The organism is Mycobacterium sp. 050272, assembly GCF_039023525.1.
Classification (GTDB): domain Bacteria; phylum Actinomycetota; class Actinomycetes; order Mycobacteriales; family Mycobacteriaceae; genus Mycobacterium.
Window position 1 is genome coordinate 64,613 of the sequence record NZ_JBCHKV010000010.1, and the last position, 22,062, is coordinate 86,674.

20 protein-coding genes are annotated in these 22,062 nt (G+C 66.2%); 9 read left to right on the plus strand and 11 right to left on the minus strand.

The features are described 5' to 3' along the window. The first annotated feature begins 7 nt into the window (after positions 1–7). The 3 genes from nuoL to nuoN are packed head-to-tail and all read left to right on the plus strand — an operon-like array spanning position 8 to position 5,051. A complete protein-coding gene (gene nuoL / locus AAHS21_RS19390; protein ID WP_342929202.1) occupies positions 8–1,894 on the plus strand; it encodes an NADH-quinone oxidoreductase subunit L in 1,887 nt (628 codons plus the stop codon). Beyond that, positions 1,891–3,462: an NADH-quinone oxidoreductase subunit M gene (locus AAHS21_RS19395; RefSeq protein ID WP_342929203.1), complete on the plus strand. Its 1,572-nt coding sequence runs from the start codon at positions 1,891–1,893 to the stop codon at positions 3,460–3,462. The genes nuoL and AAHS21_RS19395 overlap by 4 nt, the downstream gene beginning before the upstream one ends. Beyond that, positions 3,459–5,051, plus strand: a complete 1,593-nt coding sequence (nuoN, locus tag AAHS21_RS19400; RefSeq protein WP_342929204.1) for an NADH-quinone oxidoreductase subunit NuoN — start codon at positions 3,459–3,461, stop codon at positions 5,049–5,051. The genes AAHS21_RS19395 and nuoN overlap by 4 nt, the downstream gene beginning before the upstream one ends. A 57-nt stretch (positions 5,052–5,108) precedes the next feature. Here the strand turns inward: nuoN and AAHS21_RS19405 are convergent, their stop codons facing one another. From AAHS21_RS19405 to AAHS21_RS19435, 7 genes are all read right to left on the minus strand, one after another. Continuing rightward, on the minus strand, positions 5,109–5,558 hold the full coding sequence (locus AAHS21_RS19405) for a hypothetical protein (protein ID WP_342929205.1): 450 nt from the start codon (positions 5,556–5,558) through the stop codon (positions 5,109–5,111). A gap of 2 nt (positions 5,559–5,560) precedes the next feature. Then, complete coding sequence (locus AAHS21_RS19410) at positions 5,561–6,820, minus strand: DUF58 domain-containing protein (protein WP_342929206.1); 1,260 nt, start codon at positions 6,818–6,820, stop codon at positions 5,561–5,563. A gap of 7 nt (positions 6,821–6,827) precedes the next feature. Then, on the minus strand, positions 6,828–7,802 hold the full coding sequence (locus AAHS21_RS19415) for a MoxR family ATPase (RefSeq protein WP_342929331.1): 975 nt from the start codon (positions 7,800–7,802) through the stop codon (positions 6,828–6,830). A 14-nt stretch (positions 7,803–7,816) separates the two neighbouring features. Then, positions 7,817–8,299 carry a hypothetical protein gene (locus AAHS21_RS19420; protein WP_342929207.1) on the minus strand — a complete coding sequence of 161 codons (483 nt, stop codon included), beginning with the start codon at positions 8,297–8,299 and terminating at the stop codon, positions 7,817–7,819. Further along, complete coding sequence (locus AAHS21_RS19425; protein ID WP_342929208.1) at positions 8,296–9,222, minus strand: DUF4129 domain-containing protein; 927 nt, start codon at positions 9,220–9,222, stop codon at positions 8,296–8,298. The genes AAHS21_RS19420 and AAHS21_RS19425 overlap by 4 nt, the downstream gene beginning before the upstream one ends. A 180-nt stretch (positions 9,223–9,402) precedes the next feature. Next, positions 9,403–10,284, minus strand: a complete 882-nt coding sequence (locus AAHS21_RS19430; protein ID WP_342929209.1) for an SDR family NAD(P)-dependent oxidoreductase — start codon at positions 10,282–10,284, stop codon at positions 9,403–9,405. Then, on the minus strand, positions 10,281–10,883 hold the full coding sequence (locus AAHS21_RS19435) for a TetR/AcrR family transcriptional regulator (RefSeq protein ID WP_342929210.1): 603 nt from the start codon (positions 10,881–10,883) through the stop codon (positions 10,281–10,283). Before AAHS21_RS19435 ends, AAHS21_RS19430 begins: the two co-directional genes overlap by 4 nt. Before the next feature lie 57 nt (positions 10,884–10,940). On the opposite strand from AAHS21_RS19435, the gene AAHS21_RS19440 reads away from it, so the two are divergent. Continuing rightward, complete coding sequence (locus tag AAHS21_RS19440) at positions 10,941–12,074, plus strand: phosphotransferase family protein (protein ID WP_342929211.1); 1,134 nt, start codon at positions 10,941–10,943, stop codon at positions 12,072–12,074. After that, complete coding sequence (locus tag AAHS21_RS19445) at positions 12,074–13,189, plus strand: hypothetical protein (protein WP_342929212.1); 1,116 nt, start codon at positions 12,074–12,076, stop codon at positions 13,187–13,189. The genes AAHS21_RS19440 and AAHS21_RS19445 overlap by 1 nt, the downstream gene beginning before the upstream one ends. An 18-nt stretch (positions 13,190–13,207) precedes the next feature. Here the strand turns inward: AAHS21_RS19445 and AAHS21_RS19450 are convergent, their stop codons facing one another. Both AAHS21_RS19450 and AAHS21_RS19455 read right to left on the minus strand, forming a co-directional pair. Next, a complete protein-coding gene (locus AAHS21_RS19450) occupies positions 13,208–14,560 on the minus strand; it encodes an LLM class flavin-dependent oxidoreductase (RefSeq protein ID WP_342929332.1) in 1,353 nt (450 codons plus the stop codon). Positions 14,561–14,565: 5 nt separating this feature from the next. After that, entirely contained in the window at positions 14,566–15,804 is a 1,239-nt protein-coding gene (locus tag AAHS21_RS19455) for an MFS transporter (protein WP_342929333.1), read from the minus strand. Positions 15,805–15,978: 174 nt separating this feature from the next. Here AAHS21_RS19455 and AAHS21_RS19460 point away from each other — a divergent pair, with 174 nt between their 5' ends. After that, entirely contained in the window at positions 15,979–17,325 is a 1,347-nt protein-coding gene (locus AAHS21_RS19460; RefSeq protein ID WP_342929213.1) for a flavin monoamine oxidase family protein, read from the plus strand. Here the strand turns inward: AAHS21_RS19460 and AAHS21_RS19465 are convergent. Continuing rightward, positions 17,320–18,279 carry an alpha/beta hydrolase gene (locus AAHS21_RS19465; RefSeq protein ID WP_342929214.1) on the minus strand — a complete coding sequence of 320 codons (960 nt, stop codon included), beginning with the start codon at positions 18,277–18,279 and terminating at the stop codon, positions 17,320–17,322. The genes AAHS21_RS19460 and AAHS21_RS19465 overlap by 6 nt on opposite strands. A gap of 276 nt (positions 18,280–18,555) precedes the next feature. Between AAHS21_RS19465 and AAHS21_RS19470 the strand changes: the two genes are divergently transcribed. Beyond that, the gene (locus AAHS21_RS19470; RefSeq protein WP_342929215.1) at positions 18,556–19,848 is read left to right on the plus strand and encodes an NAD(P)/FAD-dependent oxidoreductase; all 1,293 of its coding nucleotides are present in this window, start codon (positions 18,556–18,558) and stop codon (positions 19,846–19,848) included. 68 nt (positions 19,849–19,916) lie between these two features. Here AAHS21_RS19470 and AAHS21_RS19475 read toward each other — a convergent pair whose 3' ends face one another. Then, complete coding sequence (locus tag AAHS21_RS19475; protein ID WP_342929216.1) at positions 19,917–20,789, minus strand: helix-turn-helix transcriptional regulator; 873 nt, start codon at positions 20,787–20,789, stop codon at positions 19,917–19,919. Between the two features lie 94 nt (positions 20,790–20,883). On the opposite strand from AAHS21_RS19475, the gene AAHS21_RS19480 reads away from it, so the two are divergent. Both AAHS21_RS19480 and AAHS21_RS19485 read left to right on the plus strand, forming a co-directional pair. Next, on the plus strand, positions 20,884–21,345 hold the full coding sequence (locus AAHS21_RS19480; RefSeq protein WP_342929217.1) for a hypothetical protein: 462 nt from the start codon (positions 20,884–20,886) through the stop codon (positions 21,343–21,345). Continuing rightward, positions 21,333–22,037 carry a TetR/AcrR family transcriptional regulator gene (locus tag AAHS21_RS19485; RefSeq protein ID WP_342929218.1) on the plus strand — a complete coding sequence of 235 codons (705 nt, stop codon included), beginning with the start codon at positions 21,333–21,335 and terminating at the stop codon, positions 22,035–22,037. Before AAHS21_RS19480 ends, AAHS21_RS19485 begins: the two co-directional genes overlap by 13 nt. Positions 22,038–22,062 lie beyond the last annotated feature (25 nt).

Below are 22,062 nucleotides of genomic sequence, written 5' to 3' on the forward strand. Positions count from 1 at the left end.
TGCCGCGATGACACACTTCACCTGGTTGCTCGTGGCACTACCGCTGGCGGGTGCCGCAATCTTGCTGTTCGGTGGCAGACGTACCGACGCGTGGGGACATTGGCTGGGCGTCCTTGCCGCGCTGGGGGCGTTCGGGGTGGGCGCGACGCTGTTGTCGGAATTGCTGGGCCGCGACAGCGAGCACCGCGCCATTCACCAGACGGTGTTCACCTGGATCCCGGTCGACCAATTCCAGGTCGACTTCGGACTGCAGATCGACCAGCTGTCAATCTGTTTCGTGCTGCTGATCTCCGGGGTGGGATCGCTGATCCACATCTATTCGGTCGCCTACATGGCCGAAGACCCGGACCGCAGAAGGTTTTTCGGCTACCTCAATCTCTTCCTGGCCTCGATGCTGCTGCTGGTCGTCGCCGACAACTACCTGGTGCTCTACGTCGGCTGGGAGGGCGTCGGTCTGGCGTCCTACCTGCTGATCGGTTTCTGGTACCACAAGCCGTCGGCGGCCACGGCCGCCAAGAAGGCGTTCGTGATGAACCGGGTCGGCGATGCCGGTCTGGCGGTCGGCATGTTCATGATGTTCAGCACGTTCGGCACGCTGTCCTACGCCGGTGTTTTCGCCGGTGCGCCCGCCGCCAGCAAGGGCGTGTTGACCGGGATGGGGTTGCTGCTGCTACTGGGTGCCTGCGCGAAGTCCGCGCAGGTCCCGCTGCAAGCCTGGTTGGGTGACGCGATGGAGGGCCCGACGCCGGTGTCCGCGCTGATTCACGCCGCGACCATGGTGACCGCCGGTGTGTACCTGATCGTGCGATCCAACCCGATCTACAACCTCGCTCCCGGCGCGCAACTGGGCGTGGTCCTGGTCGGCGCCGTCACCCTGCTGTTCGGGGCATTCATCGGGTGCGCCAAGGACGACATCAAGCGGGCGCTCGCCGCGTCGACGATGAGCCAGATCGGTTACATGGTGCTGGCCGCGGGACTCGGTCCCGCCGGATACGCGTTCGCGATCATGCACCTGCTCACGCACGGCTTCTTCAAGGCCGGCTTGTTCCTCGGATCCGGCTCGATCATTCACGCGATGCACGAAGAACAGGACATGCGCCGCTACGGCGGGCTGCGTGCCGCACTGCCCATCACCTTCATCACCTTCGGCCTGGGCTACCTGGCGATCATCGGCGTACCGCCGTTCGCGGGCTTCTACTCCAAGGACGCCATCATCGAGGCGGCGTTAGGCGGCGGCGACCTGCGCGGTTACACGCTGGGCGCGGCGGCGCTGCTGGGCGCGGGCATCACCGCGTTCTACATGACCCGGGTGATGCTGATGACCTTCTTTGGCGAAAAGCGTTGGGCGCCGGGCAGTCACCCGCACGAGGCGCCCGCCCTGATGACTGGGCCGATGATCCTGCTCGCGTTCGGTTCGGTGTTCGCCGGCGGCCTGTTCGCCATCGGAGGCACCCTGCCGCACTGGCTGGAACCGGTCGTCGGCGCGCACCAGGAAAGCACGCACGCCCTGCCGGCTTGGATCAGCACCACGCTCGCGCTCGGTGTTGTCGCGGTCGGAATCGCGGTGGCTTATCAGAAGTACGGCAGGGCGGACATCCCCAGAGTGGCTCCGGTTCAGGTGTCGGCGCTTACCACGGCCGCGCGAAGAGACCTCTACGGCGACGCCTTCAACGAGGAGGTATTCATGCGCCCTGGCGCGCAGTTGACCGACACGCTGGTCGAAGTCGACGACGCGGGGGTGGACGGCTCGGTCAACGCGCTGGCCGCGCTGGTCAGCCGCACCTCGAATCGGTTGCGGGGGCTGCAAACCGGCTTCGCGCGCTCCTATGCGCTGTCGATGCTGGCGGGCGCCACCTTGCTGGTCGCCGCGATCCTGGCGGTGCAACTGTGGTGACTAACGTTCCGTGGCTGAGCGTACTGTGGCTGGTCCCGCTGGCCGGTTCCATCCTGATCATCCTGATGCCTGCCGGCCTGCGACAGCTCGCCAAGTGGACCGGCGTGGTCGTCAGCATCCTGACGCTGGCGGTCGCCCTCGTCGTCGCGATCAGTTTCAAAACCGGCGGCGCCCCTTATCAATTCCTGGAAAAGCATCCCTGGATTCCGTCCTTCGGCGCCGGCTACAACCTCGGCGTGGACGGCATCGCGGTCATCCTCGTGCTGCTGACCACGATCCTGATTCCGCTGCTGCTGGTGGCGGGCTGGAACGACGGCGGCGAGGGCACCCGGGGCGTACACGCCTACGTCGCCTTGACGCTGGCCATCGAGTCGATGGTGCTGATCTCGGTGATCGCGCTGGACGTGCTGCTGTTCTACGTGTTCTTCGAGGCCATGCTGATCCCGATGTACTTCCTGATCGGCGGGTTCGGCAAGGGAACCGGGCGATCGCGGGCCGCGGTGAAGTTCTTGCTGTACAACCTGTTCGGCGGTCTGATCATGCTCGCCGCGGTGATCGGTCTCTACGTGGTCACCGCCCAGCACGGGTCGGGCACATTCGACTTCCGTGAAATCGTGACCGGCATCTCCTCGGGCCGCTTCGCCGGCGTAGACCCCGCGGTATTCAAGGCACTGTTCCTGGGCTTCATGTTCGCCTTCGCCGTCAAGGCCCCGCTGTGGCCGTTCCACCGCTGGCTGCCCGACGCGTGCGTCGAGGCCACCCCGGCGACCGCGGTCTTGATCACCGCGGTGATGGACAAGGTCGGCACCTTCGGGATGCTGCGCTACTGCCTACAGCTGTTCCCTGATGCGTCAACGTATTTCCGCCCGCTGATCGTGACGCTGGCCATCATCGGGGTGATCTATGGCGCGATCGTCGCGATCGGCCAGAAAGACATGATGCGCCTGATCGCCTACACCTCGATCTCGCACTTCGGCTTCATCATCGCCGGCATCTTCGTGATGACGACCCAGGGACAAAGCGGCTCAACCCTGTACATGCTCAACCACGGCCTGTCCACGGCGGCGGTGTTCCTGATCGCCGGATTCCTGGTCACCCGGCGCGGCAGCAGGTTGATCGCGGACTACGGCGGTGTGCAGAAAGTGGCGCCGGTTCTGGCCGGCACCTTCTTGGTCTCGGCCATGGCCACCCTCTCGCTGCCCGGCCTGGCACCGTTCATCAGCGAATTCCTGGTCCTGTTAGGCACTTTCAACCGGTACTGGCTGGCGGGCACATTCGGAGTAACCGCACTGGTGCTCGCGGCGATCTACATGCTGTGGCTCTACCAGCGGGTGATGACCGGTCCGGTAGCCGAAGGCAACGAACGAATCACCGATCTGCGGCTGCGTGAGCTCTTCGTCGTCGCACCGCTGATGGCGCTGCTGTTCGTCCTCGGCGTCTATCCCAAGCCGGTGCTCGACATCATCAATCCCGCGGTGGACCACACCATGATCACCATCGGCCAGCATGATCCCGCGCCAAGCGTGCCGGTGGGCGTACCCCGGACAGCCGAAGGACCGCACCAATGACCCTTCCCACCCCTAGCATCGAGTACTTCCTGCTGTGCCCGATGCTCATCGTCTTTGGTATCGCGGTGGTCGGAGTACTGGCTGAAGCGTTCCTGCCCCGCAACATTCGCTATGTCTCCCAGGTCACGCTGGCCCTCGGTGGCTTGATCGCTGCGTTCGCCGCCGACATCGCGGTCAGTCGCTCGCTACCGGCGGCCGGTCGCAGCGCGGTGTTGGGCGCGGTGGCCATCGACCGCCCGACGCTGTATCTGCAAGGCACCGTGGTGCTGGTGGCCCTGCTGGCCGTCATCTTCATCGCCGAACGCACCAACGTCACCGCGACAGCCAACAAAGTGAAGGTAGCCGCGGGAGTTTCCACGGCTTCGGGATTGGATGCCTTTACCCCGCAGGCATCAGCGGTCCCCGGAAGTGACGCCGAGCGTGAGGCCGAACGGGCCGGAGCCGCGCAGACCGAACTCTTCCCGCTGCTGATGCTGTCGGTCGGCGGCATGATGGTGTTCCCGGCGGCCAATGATTTGCTGACGATGTTCGTCGCGCTCGAAGTGCTGTCGCTGCCGCTGTATCTGATGTGCGGGCTGGCGCGTCACCGTCGGCTGTTGTCGCAGGAAGCGGCGATGAAGTACTTCTTGCTCGGCGCCTTCTCGTCGGCGTTCTTCCTTTACGGGGTGGCGCTGATCTACGGCGCGACCGGAACGCTGTTGCTGCCGGGCATCCGGGATGCGTTTGCGGCCCACGGTGATACCTCGATGGCATTGGTCGGCGTCGCGCTGCTGTCGGTCGGCCTGCTGTTCAAAGTGGGCGCGGTGCCGTTCCATTCGTGGATTCCCGACGTATACCAGGGCGCACCCACACCGATCACCGGGTTCATGGCGGCGGCCACCAAGGTCGCGGCATTCGGTGCGCTGCTGCGAGTCGTCTACGTCGCATTGCCGCCGCTGCACGAGGAATGGCGTCCGGTGCTCTGGGCGATCGCGATCCTGACCATGGCGGTCGGTACCGTGACCGCGGTCAACCAGGCCGACGTCAAACGCATGCTTGCCTATTCGTCGGTCGCCCACGTTGGTTTCATCCTCACCGGTGTGATCGCCGACAACCACGCCGGTCTGGCGGCGACACTGTTCTACCTGGTGGCCTACAGCTTCAGCACAGTCGGCGCGTTCGCCATCGTCGGGCTGATTCGCAACTCCGACGGCGTTGAGGACGCCACGCTGTCGCACTGGGCGGGGCTTGGGCAGCGTTCTCCCATTGTGGGCGTGATGCTTTCGATGTTCCTGCTGGCCTTTGCCGGTATCCCGTTGACCAGCGGATTCATCAGCAAGCTGACGGTATTCCAGGCCGCCGCCCAGGGGGGCGCCGTGCCGTTGGTCATCATCGGTGTGATCGCCAGCGGGGTCGCGGCCTACTTCTATGTCCGGGTGATCGTGCTGATGTTCTTCACCGAACCGACCGACGACACCCCACAGGTGGTCGCGCCCGGGATCCTGAGCAAGATCGCGATCGCGCTGTGCGCGGCGATCACCGTTATTCTGGGGATCTTCCCGCAACCGCTGCTCGATCTCGCGGATCACGCCGCACAGTTGCTGCAGTAGCCGTCTGACTCGCGGGCGCTCCCACCAACTCGCGGCGTTGTCACGCCCAACGAGTGATCAGCTCACGAACGGGCGTGTCGCCAGTACGTAGATCGCCAGCACCGCCAGCGGCGCCGCCAACGGTACCCACGGCAGGTGCAAGGGGAATGTCATCGCCACCACGCCCACGAGGGTAAATCCCACGGCGCCAACGAGTGTCGGCCAACTCGCCATCGCGAGCGCGTCCGGCATTCCGGCCGCGTATCGGGATACCAGGTAGGCGGCCGCGCACAACCCCGAAAGTCCTACGACTATGTAGGAGGGATCGGAGATCGCGATCGCGGTCACGCAGAGCAGCACGGCAACCGTCGCGGCGGGCCGGAAGACGATTCCGAGTGCCACCGCTGCCAGTGCCGTCATCCCGGCGCCCAGCGCCGGCCCGTGGGCGCCAACCGCGGCCAGCCCGACCATCAGCAGGCCGAATGCCATCGCCAGAGCATGGGCTCCCAGGCGCGCGATATATGACATGGCTACCCCCGCAGCCGTCCACGCACGCGGTGGCGGCGGTCCGGCATCACGCCCATCGACTGCTCCAGCGGGTGATCTTTCTGCCAGGAGACGATGTCGACGCCGATGGTCGCCATGTCGCGATACATGGCGGCCCGCTGCAACGCCCACAGCCGGTCCACCAGCGGGTCCTGTTCGCCTTCGAACGGTGAAGCATCGAGAGTGTCGACGGCGATCACGACATGACCGCGCTTGCGTAGATCGATCAGCGCCAGTGCGAATTCCGTGTCGAGCAGGGTGGAGAACGCGATGACGATGGCGCCGGCCGGGACTGCCGCACGCGGAGCCAGTGTGCCGGTGGTGTTTTCGAATCGATCGCCCGCAGCCAGCACGGTATCGAGGATCCGGTAAAACTGGCGCTGACCGATATCGGCGCCGAGCCAGCGCGGGCGATTGCCACCGAGCGCGACGATTCCGGCGCGATCGCTGTAGCGCAGCGCGGTCTGCACCACCTGTGCTGCACCGCGCACCACTCGTTCGGTGGCATCCGTCGCCGGGCCCGCCGGCTGCCGGTACCCGTCGATCAGCACCACGACGTCGGCGGCACGGTCGGTCAACCGTTCCGTCACGTGCAGCTGACCGCGCCGCGCGCTCACCGGCCAATTCACCGCCCGCAGTTGATCACCCGGAACGTAGGGCCGGATATCGGCATACTCGACGCCCGGACCGATATGCCCGGTCAAGTGAGCGCCGAGGCGGTCGAGCAACTCGGTTCGCGGGATGGGCGTCGACTGCGGTGGCGTCAGCGGAAACACGATCACATCGGCGGCATCGACGATCGCCGTCCCGGTGAGCAACCCACCGCGGGCCACCGCGTCGACCCGGGCGCAGATCGCGTATCGGCCCCAGCGCTGGCCCACGGCGGCAGCGGTTTTCGCGTGCGAAGAATCCGAATCGACAACCTCGAGCTGCAGGCCCTCGACGGCGGGAACCGTGAGCTCGATCGCCCAGGCATTGGTCACCCCGGCTTCCTCGGTTGCTGACAGCCTCACTCGCGCCGACTCCCCTTCGAAGCATCGCTGTGACGCCGGCTCGCCGTGCACGCGGATTTTCGGGACCGGGTGTTGCCAGCTGATCGAGCACAGCACGCCGAGCAGCGGCGCCGCGAACGCGATGAGCTGCCAATGCGCACCGATCACAGCGGCAACGAGGGCAACGCCACCGCAGGTCGCGATCGCTCGCGTCAATGGTGATGCGCGCCAGCGGAACTCAACTTCGTTCACGGCAAGCTCATGTGGTGCCCTCGTTGGTACGTGGCACCGGCAAGCGTCGCAACAGTTCTCCGACGACGTCGGCACCCTGAATCTTGCGCACCCACATCTCCGGACGCAGGGTAATCCGGTGCGCGACCGCCACTACCGCGAGCGCCTTGACGTCCTCGGGGATGACGTAGTCACGGCCAAGCAACAGCGCCCGCGCCCGGGCCAGCTGAACCAGGTCGAGCTCGGCACGCGGGCTCGCGCCGACGGCGACCTGCGGATGGCGGCGCGTGGCGGTGGCCAGTGACACCACATAACGAAGGACGTCCTCGTGCACCGTCACCTGCTCCACCGATTCGCGCATCGCCAGTAGGTCCTGGGCGTCGACCACCTGATTGACCGTCGGTTCGGCCGAGCCGCGTTCCAGACGGCGGCGCAGCATCGAGGTCTCGTCACGCTCGGAGAGGTAGCGCAGCTCCAACCGCATCGCGAACCGGTCCAGCTGCGCCTCCGGCAGCGGGTAGGTGCCCTCGTATTCGATTGGGTTGTCGGTCGCCAGGACGATGAAAGGCATTGGCAACTTGTGGGTTTCGCCGTCGATACTGACCTGTCCTTCGGCCATCGCCTCGAGCAGCGCCGCCTGAGTCTTGGGGGGCGTGCGGTTGATCTCGTCAGCGAGCAGCAGATTGGTGAAGATGGGTCCGGCCCGGAACGCGAAGTGGCCCGACTGCATGTCGTAGATCGTTGACCCGAGCAAGTCCGCGGGCAGCAGGTCCGGCGTGAACTGCACCCGGGTGAATCGTAGACCCAGCGCGGCGGCAAAGGATCTCGCGATCAGTGTCTTGCCAAGCCCGGGCAGATCTTCGATGAGGACGTGGCCGCGCGCCAGGACGGCGGTGAGGATGAGGGTCAGCGCGGAACGCTTGCCCACCACCACGCGCTCGATTTCGTCGAGCACCGCCTCGCAGTGTGCGGTGGTCGTACTGGCCGGCAAAGCGGCCGGCATCGCCGCACCCCCTGTCATACCTGCTCCAACCTGCGGAGGATTTCTTCGAACGCGGCCCGGCCAGGACCGGGCTGGTGGTCAGCGCAGCGCTCGATGTTGTTGGGATTGACCCATTCCCACAGTTCGGCTCCGAACAGCATCCGGCCGGTCGACTGAAAAGCCGCCGGGTCCTTGGCCATTCGTTGCCCGGTCGCGATTTCGTACCTGCGGGCAAGCATCGGCCGCAGATGCCGGTCCCAGTCGGTCCGGCTGGACTCGGACCAGCGGATCGTCGTCTCAGTGGTGGCCAGCCAGCGGCGCAACGAATCCCCGAGGTCGTCGGGGTCCAAATCGGCCGCGGGTTCGGTCCCCTGTCCCAGCAGCCGACGAATATTGAGCAACACCAGAGCCAGGGCGACACCCGAGGCGACCAACACCAAGGAGCGATCGTGCACGATCAACACCAACAGCTCCGCCCCGACGATGAAGCAAACCCCCAGAGCTATCAGCCTTTTCATACCGCACTCCGAAGTTCCGCAAGAACCAGGCGCAGCACCTCGACCGCGACGTCGCGATGCCCCTCGTTCATCACATGCGGGCTGAACCGTGCTTCCTCGAACAGGTTCACCAGCTGAACGGCGTTATCGATATGCAGCGCATGGAGTTCGACCGCGCGGGCCAGCACCTCGGTCGGTGTGTCGAAGTCCTGGGGGGCGGCTCCGGGAACATTCGCGAGCTCACGTTCCATCGCGGCATAGCAGGCAATGATCGCCTGCCGCGGTTCGCGCCCGCGATCGACCATCTCGGCCAGTCCCAGTTCGGCGGCTCGCACCAGAGATTCCGAAGGCCTTGCCGGCGGCACGTATTCGGCGCTGTTATCGGCGGTGGTGTGCAGCGTCGCGGTGCGCAATCGTCGCCGCGACATGATGAACGTTGCGACGACGAGGAGCAGCATCATCGCAACCGTGGCCGCCAGCAGAATTCCCAGCATGTTGCCGTTCTGTGGGGCCCGGTGCCGCGGCGTGGGTGCGGGCGTGTTTGGCGTCGCGCCGCTGTCCGGGGCGTGCTGCGTGGGAGGCGCACCGTGCGGCAGCGATAACCGGGCCAGCAGCATCGCGATCAGCAACCACGCGACGATCACCGCGAGTCCGATCAGCACCACGCGCCAGCTCGGCCGTCCTGCGCCGGTACCGAGCATCCCGGAGAGATCACCCGCCTTCGGTGCGATCGCGCGTGGATCCCGAAGCCGCGCGATGACCGCAACCGCGAGCATTGCAAGTGCCGCACTGAGCAGGACGACGACCAACACCAGCGCCGCTCGGCCGCCGCCTTCCGCGCGCGCCGCATGATCGCGGGCCGGAAGGTATCCGCGCAGGGCGGCGGCAACCACGATCAACAGCACGATGAGCGCAACGACGCGCCCTGTCGGCTTATCGGGCATTGGCACACCACTCGCCGGTTTTCCTATGCCGTTGCGGCACAGGCTTGGTTCATACTCGCACGTCGGGCGGGCGTGTGGCCAGGGATAGCCGGTATCCCGCGAGCGTAAGCACACTGCGAGTTTGGACCGGCATTTTCGCGGTGCGCTTACGCTCGGCGCGCATGCTTTTTCGCAGTGACGTTAGGCTCGCGAGTCCGGCACAGCAAACGGCCGGAAGCTGCCGTCGAGCACCTCGTGATGGCCGATGGTGCGACCGGTGACGGCGGCGGGGTCGACAATCGCCAATTGCGCTGCTGCCCGGGCAAATTCGTCTTCAGTTGCCGTGTCGTCGAAGTTGGTGGCGTAGTAGGACAGGCCGGGCGTCATGATCGGCTTCGACGGCGCCAGCGCGTTGACGGCGATATTGTGGTCGGCCAGGTCAAACGCCGCGCACTGGGTGAGATGCTCGAGCGCCGCCTTGGAACCACCGTAGCCAGGCAGGACACCGCCGCTGCGGTCCGGATAGGGTCCGTTGCCGGGCAGCCGCGAGGCCACCGAGGTGATATTGACGATCGAGCCGCCCCTGGCCTCGATCATGTCCGGGGACACCAGCTGCATCAACTCGTAGGCCGCAAACACCGCGATGTCGAAGTGGCGGCGAAATGCGGACAACGGGGTGCTGACGAACCCTGGCCAGCCGGGTTTGGCGGCGCCGGCCGGTCTGGCGGTCTTCGTCCGCGGCTGTCCACCGGGCACCGGCGGTCGGCCCGGAGCGGTGAAGGCCGCATTGTTGATCAGAACAGTGATGGGGCCCAACGCATCTCGCGCCTCACTCACCAGCCGGGCGACGTCGTCCCGGTCGGTCAGATCGGCGCGGACCGCCACCGCGCGCCCACCCGCGGCTTCAATGTCGGCGACCGTCTCGCCGATGGTTCCCGGCAGCCGGTCATCCCACACCTGCTCGGTGCGCCCGGCCACCGCGACCGCCGCGCCCTCGGCGGCAAGCGCCAGCGCGATCGCCCGGCCCAAACCACGGCTGGCACCGGTGATGATCGCCGTGCGCCCGGCAAGTCGCTGTGTCATCGCGTCACCCCGTGCACGACGATCGCGGTGGTCTGATCCACCCACGCCTCGTCCAGCTTCTGGTCCGGGCGCAACAGCATCCGCAGCATCGTCGCTCCCCCGATCAGCTCGATCAATCGGTCCGGATCGACATCGGGATGCGCTTCACCGCGATCGACGGCCTCGCGCAGCCGCACCTGCACCGCGGCGAACAGGTCACCGAAGCGCGACATCACCCGCGCGTTGAGTTCCGGATCGGCCGACATGTCCGCGACCAGCCCGGGCAGCGCGGCGCGCACCACCGGGCTGGTGAACACATCCCGCGCCGCTGCGATCATCATCCGCAGGTCGGCGGTGAAGTCACCGGCCGGCGTCTCCAGCGCGCTGGGCGCGGTCGGAAAGGCCGCTTCGTGCACCAACTCCGCCTTGCTCGACCACCGGCGATACAACGCCGACTTGGTAGTGCCCGCCCGCTCGGCGACGGCGGCCAGCGTCAAGTTCGAATAGCCGATTTCCACAAGCAGTTCCGCCGTCGCCGCAAGGATGGCAGAGTCAATACGCGGGTCCCTGGGGCGCCCGGCACCTGGGGCCTTGTCAAGGTCGGACGGGTCTGCTTTCATAACGCTACCTACCGTATCGTAATTGCCGCGAAAGGTCTCAAAGAATGGAGGCACCCCGTGGCCAATGAACCTGTGCTCGACAACGTCGACCGACTTCAGCGCTCCAGCCGCGACGTCACGACGCTACCGGCGGTGATGTCGAAATGGCTGTCCACGGTGCTGCCCGACGGCGCGAACCCCGAGGTCACCGTCGAAAGTGGGGTCGACTCGACGGGGATGTCGTCGGAGACCATCATCTTGACCGCCCGCTGGGACGAAGGCGGGCAGCCGACCGAACAGAAGCTGGTGACGCGGGTCGCGCCGAGCGCCGAGGACGTGCAGGTCTTCCCCACCTACCGGCTTGATCACCAATTCGATGTGATCCGCAAGGTCGGCGAACTCACCGAGGTCCCGGTCCCGCCGGTGCGCTGGCTCGAGCCCACCGGCGAGGTGCTGGGCACACCGTTCTTCGTGATGGACTACGTCGCCGGTGAAGTGCCGCCCGACGTGATGCCCTACACCTTCGGCAACAACTGGTTCGCCGACGCAGCGAAAGAGCGCCAGCGCGAACTCCAGGACGCCACCGTCGGCGTACTGGCCAAGCTGCACTCAATCCCTAACGCGGAGAGTACGTTTGGATTCCTGGCCGAGGGCAAGGGCGATACCGCGCTGCGCCGGCATTACAACTGGGTGCGGGACTGGTACGACTTCGCGGTGCCCGACATCGGCCGATCGCCACTGCTGGAGCGCACTTTCAGCTGGCTGGAAGACAACTGGCCGGCGCAAGTGGACGCGCGCGAACCCGTGCTGCTGTGGGGCGACGCCCGGGTGGGCAATGTGTTGTACCGCGACTTCCAACCGGTAGCGGTGCTGGACTGGGAGATGGTGACGCTGGGCCCGCGCGAGCTCGACGTCGCGTGGATGATCTACGCGCACATGGTGTTCCAGGAACTCACCGGGCTTGCCGGATTGCCGGGACTGCCCGATGTGATGCGCGAGGAGGACGTCCGCGCCACGTATGCGCGCCTGGCGGGCGTCGAAGTGGGCGAGCTGCGCTGGTTCTACGTGTATTCCGGCGTGATGTGGGCGTGTGTGTTCATGCGCACCGGTGCGCGGCGAGTGCACTTCGGCGAAACCGAAAAGCCCGACGACGTCGAGTCGCTGTTCTACCACGCCGGATTGATGAAACGTCTTATCGGAGAGGACCAGTAATGCTCGGACCGCTCGACGAGTACCCAGTACACCAGATTCCGCAGCCGATCGCCTGGCCCGGCTCCTCGGACCGCAACTTCTACGACCGGTCCTACTTCAATGCCCATGACCGCACCGGCGACATCTTCTTGATCAGCGGCATCGGCTACTACCCCAACCTCGGTGTCAAAGACGCGTTTGTGCTGATCCGCCGCGGCGACACCCAGACCGCGGTGCACGTGTCGGATGCGATCGACCAAGACCGCCTCAACCAGCACGTCAACGGCTACCGGGTCGAGGTGATCGAACCGCTGCACAAGCTGCGGATCGTCCTCGACGAAACCGAAGGCATCGCAGCCGATCTCACCTGGAAAGGCCTGTTCGACGTCGTCCAGGAACAGCCGCACATCCTGCGGTCAGGCAACCGGGTCACGCTGGACGCGCAGCGGTTCGCGCAGCTGGGCAGTTGGAGCGGACACGTCGTGATCGACGGCGAGGAAATCATCGTCGACCCCAACACCTGGCTGGGAAGCCGCGACCGGTCGTGGGGCATCCGCCCGATCGGCGAGGCTGAGCCGGCCGGACGGCCGGCCGACCCACCGTTCGAGGGCATGTGGTGGCTTTACGTACCAATGGCTTTCGACGACTTCGCGATCGTGCTGATCATCCAGGAGGAGCCCAACGGGTTCCGCTCGCTCAACGACTGCACCCGGATCTGGCGCGACGGCCGCGTCGAGCAGTTGGGCTGGCCGCGGGTCAAGATCCACTACACGTCCGGCACCCGCATTCCGACCGGCGCCACCATCGACGCGACCACTCCAGACGGCTCACCGGTCCACTTCGACGTCGAGTCCAAATTGCCGGTGCCCATTCACGTCGGCGGCGGCTACGGCGGCGATTCGGACTGGATCCACGGCACCTGGAAGGGCGAGAAGTACGCCGAACGCCTGACCTACAACATGACCGATCCGGCAATCATCGGGCGTGCCGGTTTCGGGGTGATCGACCACGTCGGTCGCGCGGTCTGCATCGAGGGCGACAAGCCGCCGGTCGAGGGCTGGGGCCTCTACGAGCACGGCGCCCTAGGCCGCCACGACCCGTCGGGGTTCGCCGACTGGTTAACGGTTGCGCCGTAACCTTTTCGCACTGAAAGGTCAGCGGCGGTACGCCGCGCCCGGGTGGTCGGCAGGCAGCAGCGGTCCCGTACCGCCCAGCCGTTCACGCAGCGTGGAACGCGCGACCTGCTCCGGCACCCGTCCGCGGCGGCGCAGTTCCGGCACAACCAGTTTCGCGAAATCCACAAAGGTGCCCGGCGTCGTCACGTAGGCGAGGTTGAACCCGTCGACGTCGGCCTCCTCGACCCAGCGCTCGAGTTCGTCGGCGACCTCGCCGGGTGAGCCCACCAGCAGCGGCCCGCGCCCGCCGATGCCGATCTCTTCGGCGAGTTCCCTTGCCGTCCAGGTGCGCTCATCGGTGGTGAAGGAGGCCAGGGCGGACCGGTTGGCGTCGGTCTCGCTGTAACGCAACGGGTCGTCGTCACCCAGCTCGGCCAGATCCACCCCGGTCCAGCCGCCGAAGAGCGCCAAAGCGCCTGTCGTGCTGACGTATTCACGGTATTCAGCTAACTTGGCCAAGGCTCGCTCGCGTGTCTCGGCGACGATCGGGGTCACCATGGTGAAGACCTTGATGGATCGCGGATCCCGGCCCAGCCCGGCAGCGGTCTCGCGCAGCGCGCGCACCGGGCCGCGCACGATCTGCGGTGTCGGGCCGGAGATGAACGCGGCCTCGGCGTTGGCGGCGGCGAATTGGACACCGCGCGGCGAGGCGCCGGCCTGGAACAGCATCGGCGTGCGCTGCGGAGACGGTTCGCACAGAAACGGTCCCGGAACCGTGAAATATCGACCTTTGTGCTCGATGTCGTGCACCTTGGCCGGATCGGTGAACACGCCGCGCACCGGATCGCGCACCACCGCGTCGGACTCCCACGACGCTTCCCAGAGTTTGTAGCAGACCTCGAGGTACTCATCGGCGATCTCATAGCGCTGGTCATGCGGAATCTGGGCGTCGAGGCCCAGATTGCGTGCCGCACTGTCCAGGTACGACGTCACGATGTTCCACGCCACCCGTCCGCCGGTGAGGTGATCCAGTGTCGACAACCTGCGGGCCAGCGCGTAAGGCTGCTCGTAGGTCAGCGACAACGTGATCCCGAAACCAAGAGTCTCGGTTACCGCCGCCATCGCCGACACCGCGGCGGTCGGATCGTTGACCGGGAACTGCGCGGCGTCTCGCACCGCGGCATCGCGAGACCCGCCGTACACGTCGTAGACGCCGAGTACGTCGGCGAGAAACAACGCGTCGAAGCCGCCGGCCTCCAGGACCTTGGCCAGTTCGGTCCAGTAGCCGAGTTCGCGATACCGATAACCGCGGTCCTCGGGGTGCCGCCACAGCCCCGCCGACTGGTGTCCGACACAGGCCATGTCGAAGGCATTGAGGTAGATCCTGTTCATCGTGCTCACTCGATTTGGTCCTCGTACGTTTCCCGTGCCGCGTAGGCCGCGGCGACCGTGATAGCCGCCAGCACCGCGAAATACCCCACGATCAACCACGGTCTACCGCCGCCGGCCACCAGCAGAGCCGCCGCGATCAACGGCGCGAAGCCTCCCGACAGCACGGCTCCGATCTGATAACCCAGCGACGACCCACTGTAACGCAGCCGGGTGTCGAAGAGTTCGGCGAACCAGGCGGCTTGCGGACCGTACATCGCGTCATGAACAACGTTGACGCCGAACACGATTGCGAGCACCACCGCGATGGCCGACCCGCTTGCGGCGGCGACGAAGAACAACGCCAGCGCGACCACCCCGGCCAGCGCGCCGAACAGATACGGGGGCCGGCGACCGATTCGATCGGACAACAGTGCCCAGCATGGCGTGCTGAGCAATCCGAGTGCCGACGATATCAGCACCGCGATCAATCCGACGCCGCTGCCCTTTCCGAACGAATCCTGCAGGTAGGTAAGTGAATACGTGGTCAGCAACACAAAGAGTGCAATTTGGGACATTCGTAACCCGGTGGTGATCAACACATTACGGGGCTGGCTGCGCAACACCTCCAACACCGGCAACGTCGAGAGGTCGTTGCGCTCTTTGAGACGCTCGAAAATGGCGGCGTCACTGAGCCGCAGCCGGATGAACAGCCCGATCCCCACCAGAACGGCACTGAACAGAAAGGGTATCCGCCATCCGAAATCCAGGAACGTGTCGGCGCCGCACACCTTGCGGGTCAAAAAGAAGATTGACGTCGCCAGCAACATGCCGGCCGGGGAACCGAGCTGAGTGAAGCTGCCGAACAATCCGCGGCGCCCGGGCGGTGCATGCTCAACCGAGAGCACGGCAGCGCCTCCCCATTCGGCGCCGACCGCGAGTCCTTGCAGCACCCGTAACGCGGCCAGCAGTGCCGGTGCGGTCACCCCCACCGCGGCGTAGGTCGGCAGCAGCCCGATCGCGGTGGTGACGAGCCCCATCGTCAGCAAGGCGGCTACCAGAACGGCCTTGCGCCCCAACCGGTCTCCGAAGTGACCGGAAATCACGGCACCGATCGGTCTGGCGCCGAACCCGGCCGCGTAGGTGGCGAAGGAGGCCAAAGTGCCCGCTGTTGACGAAACATGAGGAAAGAAGAGCGGTTTGAACACGAGCGCGGACGCTGTCGCGTAGAGGTAAAAGTCGTACCACTCGATTGTGGTGCCGATCATGCTGCCCAGAGCTACGGTTCGCAGCTGTGGTCTTGTATTGGCCGTAGCGGCCGGCTCAGTGGCGATCACGTGATCGCAGATTAGGCAGTTCGCCGCCGCGGGCATACGGTTGCCATCGCCGTGATGTGAACGTCCTCTACCGCGGGCGTGTCACCATGCGGTTGACTAGGGGGTGTGACGATGGCGTCGTGGACTGTCGATGTTGTGGTGGTCGGCGCGGGCTTTGCCGGTCTCACCGCGGCGCGGGAGCTGACGCGACAGGGTCACGACGTGGTGGTGTTCGAGGGTCGCGACCGGGTGGGCGGGCGTGCGTTCACCGGTAGCGTCGCGGGGTTGCCGGTGGATATGGGCGGCGCGTTCGTCGGCCCCACCCAGGACGCGGTGCTGGCGCTGGCGGCCGAGCTGCAGATCCCGATTACGCCTACCTACCATGACGGCAGGAACGTCATCCAGTGGCGCGGCTGGACGCGTTCCTACCACGGCACCATCCCCAAGCTTTCGCTGACCGGGTTGCTCGACATCGCCCGGCTGCGTTGGCAATTCGAAAGAATCGCGCGCAGCATTCCGGTCGATGCACCGTGGCGGGCGCAGCGCGCCCGCCAGCTCGATGAGGTGTCGTTCGGACAGTGGTTGCGTTCGGTGCGCGCCAGCGCCTCGTCGCGCGACCTGATGGCCATCATGGCCCGGGTGACCTGGGGATGCGAACTCGAGGACGTGTCGATGCTGCACGCCGCGCGCTACATCCGGGCCGCGGGCGGTCTGGACCGGATGCTCGACACCCAGGACGGCGCCCAGCAGGACCATTTCCCCGGCGGCACCCAGCAAATCGCCCGGTCGGCGGCCGACGAACTGGGCGCTCGCGTCGTGCTGAATGCGCCGGTGCACCGCATCGAACGGCACGGTTCCGGCGTGACGGTCACCTCCGATGCTGGCACGGCCGACGCCGGGTTCGTCATAGTCGCGATTCCGCCGGCTCATCGCGGGGCCATCGAGTTCACTCCCCCGCTGCCCGTCGAGTACCAGCATCTGGTCGAGCAGTGGCCGCAGGGCCGGCTCAGCAAAGCTTTCGCGGCGTATTCGACACCGTTCTGGCGAGCCAACGGACTCTCGGGACAGGCGCTCTCCGACAAGGGACCGGTGTTCATCACCTTCGACGTAAGCCCGCAGGCCGATGGGCCGGGAATTCTGCTGGGCTTTGTCGACGCCCGCGCGTTCGACTCACTGCCCAGCGACCAACGCCGCCGCGACACCTTGCGCTGCTTCGCGTCGCTGTTCGGCGAGGAGGCGCTTGCGCCACTCGACTATGTGGATCATCGTTGGGGCACCGAGGATTTCGCTCCGGGCGGGCCGACCGCGGCGGTGCCGCCGGGGTCGTGGACGCGGTTCGGGCGCTGGCTGCGCGAACCGGTCGGACCGATTCACTGGGCGGGCACCGAGACCGCCGACGAGTGGACCGGGTTCTTCGACGGCGCGGTCCGGTCCGGTCTGCGAGCGGCCGCTGAGATCACCGCCCTGCTATGAGCTGATCTGCGCGACCGGCAGGGTGATGGATTCGGCCAGTGACCGCAGCTGGCCGGTGACCTCGCGGTGGTGCTCCAACATCGAGCAGTGACCGCCGGGCAGCTCCACCAGGCCAACCACGTTGGGCGCGGTGCGTGCGATCTCGCGGGCCGCGGCGATCGGTGTCAGACGGTCCTCTTCGCTGCCGATGACCAGGGTCGGCACCGTCAACCCGGTCAGGTCGAGGTACCGCGACCCCAGGGATTCGACGAGCATCCTCGTGCAACCGCCGCGCCCGGCCGCCGGTGTCCGCGCGAACAAGTCGTGGATGAGTGTGGCGGCACTCGGGTCGGCGTCCTTACCGACCGCGAGCATCGCGATCAGGCTGCGAGTGGCCAGCAGAGCCGGACCTGGAATCGGGACCCCACCGAACAGGTTGATCAACCCGCGCGCGGCGAGCGAGCGCGCCGGCGACAGCTGCCCCGGCACTGAGAACAGCTTGACCTGGCGGACCAGGTCGCCGGTGGTCGTGTTGATCAACGCCACCGCATCGGCGCGCCGGTGGACCTTGTGGCGGTAGCGGGCCGACCACGCGGCGATCGTGATCCCGCCCATCGAGTGCCCGGCGATGACGGCGCGCTCATGTGGCGCCAGCGTCGCGTCCAACACGCAATCCAGGTCGGACGCAAGGTGTTTCAGGCTGTATCCACCGCGGCGCGGAACCCCGCTTCGGCCGTGGCCGCGATGGTCGAACGCGATCACGCGGTATTCGGTGGCCAACTCCACGATCTGGTAGGCCCACGCCCGGATCGCGCAGGTGATGCCGTGGGTCAGCACGATCGGGTAGCCGTCCGATGGCCCGAATACCTCCGCGTGCAACGGGGTGCCGTCGACCGCGCGGACGGTCAGCGTGCGGCTCGACGGCAATACGTCGGGCAGCGGGTCAATCACACGTGTCGTTCGCCGAGCACTCATCGCCAGCTCCCCCCGTCGAACACGGCCGCGTCGCCGCACTCTGGATGCAGCGATCTTATAACGGCACGGGCGTCCAACTATGCAATTTCGGCCAAACCCGCGCGCCCGGATCACAGCACACAGTTCGCCGCTAACTGGCAAACCCCGGCACGGCGCCGGTTACGGTGTGAGAGGCTGACTGTCATGTCCCCGATGTCCCGTCGGGCGGTGCTCACAGCAATGATGAGCGCGGTCACTGGCGGGCTACTGGCTGCCTGTGCATCGAGTGAACATTCGGTGTCACCACCACCCCCGCCCCCGGAGATCAAACCGGACACCGGGTCGGTTCTGATCGTGGGTGCCGGCATGGCCGGCTTGGCTGCCGCGCGCCGCCTGGTCGACGCCGGATGGCCGGTGCGCCTGATCGAGGCCCGCGATCGCATTGGCGGTCGTGTCTATACCAACCGCGACTGGGGCGTGCCGATCGAGATGGGCGCGTCCTGGATCCACGGCACCGCCAGCGACCCGATGATGGAGCTGGCTCACGACGCGCACGCCGAAGTCATCCCGACCGACTACTACGGCTGGGCGAAGCTCGCGGTGGATCGCCGGCTGCCGGCAACGGACTACGACGCCGACTCCTGGCGCCAGTTCGTCGAACGGGCCTGCGATCGGGTCAACGGCGGCAGCCTGGGCGCCGCCGTCGACGCCGCGGCCAAGCGCGCGGAGCTTTCGGGTTCGGATCGCACCCAGCTGGCATTCTTTGTCGCCACCGAGATCGAGGACGAATACGCGGCCGGCGCAGACCAGCTCTCCGCCACCACATTTGACACCGGCGACTACGCCGACGGCGACCAGGCCGTCATCACGAACGGCTACGACGCCCTGCCGAAGCTGCTGGCCGACGGACTTCAGATCGTCCTCGGCACGCCGGTCACCGCGATCACTCGACGCGACAGCTCCGTCACTGTGCACGCCGGAAACCAGTCCTTCGAAGGCCCCGCTGCGATCGTCACCGTTCCCCTCGGAGTGCTCAAAGCCGGTGCGATCGCCTTCGACCCCCCGCTCCCCGACCAACACGCTCGCGCCGTGAACGCCCTGGGATTCGGTGTGCTGTCGAAGACCTTCTTCCGGTTCAACCGGCGAACATGGAAGACCGACAACGCCTTCTACCTCTTCATGGGCACCGACCCGGGCGCGTGGGCGCAGTGGTTCACCCTGTCCAACAGCGCCGGACCGATCGTGGTGGCCTTCAATGCCGGCGAACGCGGCCGGGCGGTGGAGGCGTCCTCGGCAGCCGATGTGACCGCCCGGGCGCTGCCGATCGCTCACCAGCTGTTCGGCGACGACGTCGCGCCGGTGCAAGTCCGGACCTCGAATTGGAGCACCGACCCGTATGCGCGGGGCAGTTACTCATTCCACGCGCCCGGTTCCGGGCTCGACGACCGCCGCCGCCTGCGGGACCCGATCAGCGATCGGCTTTACCTGGCGGGTGAGGCTGCCGACACTAAAAACCCGTCCACCGTTATCGGGGCCGTGGCCAGCGGGCGCTATGCCGCCGACCAACTGATACGCCGGCTTAAGAGCTAGCGCGAAACATTAAGTTGCTCAGGAGTTTTCCAGCTCCAACTCGGTCACGTTGCTTCCGGCGATCGCGGCTAGGTGGACGCCGCATTGGAATCGCGCGCGGTCACCGTCCAGCTGGCGAGCAGCCGCAGCGCCTCGTCAGAAGGTGAATCGGGTTCGGCTGTATAGCCGATCAACGACAGCCCACCGACGCTGGCGATGTCGAAGACGTTGTAGGTCAGTGCCAGTTCGCCGACCTCGGGATGCCGGAATCGCTTGGAGCCGTGGCGATGTGCCTTGACGTTGTGCGCCGCCCAACTCGTGCGGAAGGGCTCGCTGCGCGATCCGAGCTCACCGACCAGGTCGGTGACGGCCGGCGAATCGGGGGCACGCGCCGCTTCGGCCCGCAGCAGCGAAACGACGTCGTCGGCTTCGCGGTCCCACTCCGGGAAAAAGTGCTCGGCCGCGGAGTCGAGAAACATGAATCGAGCCAGGTTCGGTGTCGCCCTGGCACGGGCGAAGACGGGTGCGTACAGAGCGCGCCCGAGCGTGTTGGCGGTGACGACATCGAGGTGGCCGTTGATCACGATCGCGGGCGCGGTGACCATGCTGTCCAGCAATGCCTGCACCCCTTCCGGGACGGTTCGGCCCGCGGGCGCTACCGATCGGGTCCGGGCGCCCTTGCCGGTGACGGCGCGAACCAAGTCGAACAGGTGAGTTTCCTCTGCTTCACCGAGTCGCAGGGCGCCGGCGACCGCATGCAGGACGTCGTCGGAGACACCGGCCACATTCCCCCGCTCTACCTGCGTGTAGTAGTCGATGCTCACGCCGGCCAGCCGAGCCACTTCCTCGCGCCGTAGCCCGGGCACCCGGCGACGCCGCCCCGGCGGCAGGCCGACCGCCTCGGGGGTGATCCTCGCTCGTCGCGACATCAAGAAGTCCTTGATGTCCTTGGCAACGTCCATCTCTGCTGGATACCCCGCCGGCGGGCAAACATCCATATGACATTACCGACCATCGGTCTTGTATACCGACCACTGGTCGGTTATGTTCTCACCCATGAAGGTAGCAATGAGCCAGCCGGATCCATCGCAGTTTCGTACCCGGATGTTCGCGCGCGCGTTCGGACCGTTCTTTCTGATCGTGCCGTCGATCGTCGCATTTCGCGCGACCTCACAAATGCCCGTACTGCTGGACGAGTTCAGCCGAGATCCTATGTGGCAGTGGGCACTTGGGGCGCTGCTGCTGATGTGGGGCAGCGTCATCGTCGCCTTTCATCAGTATTGGCGAAGTGTCGCAGCGGTTTTGGTCTCACTGCTGGGGTGGTTTCTGGCGATCCGCGGAATACTCATCCTGGCGATTCCCGACGTGTACGACTCGGCCGGCAAGTCGCTGCAGGAAAATGCCATACCGGTAGTGCGCGCCATCTTCGGCGCCATCGCATTGGTCGGCCTGTACCTGACCTACGTGGGCTGGATCGCGAAGCCCACCGTGGCCGGACCACTCCGATGCCGCGAGTAGTTAAGCATCCCGACGTACGCCGTGCCGAGATCCTGGATCGTGCCGCGGCGCTGTTCGTTGCGCGCGGCTACGAGAACGTCAGCCTCAACGATCTCATCGCCGACGCCGGTGTCTCCAAAGGCGCTTTCTACCACTGGTTTCCGTCGAAGGATGCGCTCATCACAACGCTGGCCGAGCGCAGCGCCCATGCGCAGCTCGCTGCCATCGAAGAGGCGACAGCGCGTTGCGACGGCAACGCGCTGGACCGGCTCAACACACTGCTGCGGGCCGGTTTCGACGTGAAGATGCAGACCGGCACACCCGAGCAGCTGGCAGCGATGGTCTCGCTGCTACGGCCCGAGAACGCGCATCTGTACGGGCGCATCGTCACGGTGAGCGAGCAGTTGACGCAACCGCTGCTGACGCGGTTGATCTCCGACGGAGTGGCCGAGGGCATTTTTCACACCTTCGACCCCGAGGGTGTCGCCGACATGATTCAAGGCCTGGCCGCGCGCCTGCACTCCAACGTCATCCAGATCGCCGACGCCAATGATGAGCCCAGCAGGCAACATGCCATCGATGTTTTGACCACCAGGTTCCGCTTGCACGCGGTGGCCGCCGACCGGATTCTCGGGCTACCCGACGGCAGCATCATCGCGCTCAGCCGCGCGCAGGTCGAGACGATGGTGGCGGCTTTGCCGCGCGATTACTGAGGCGTGGATTGGGCATAGGTGATAC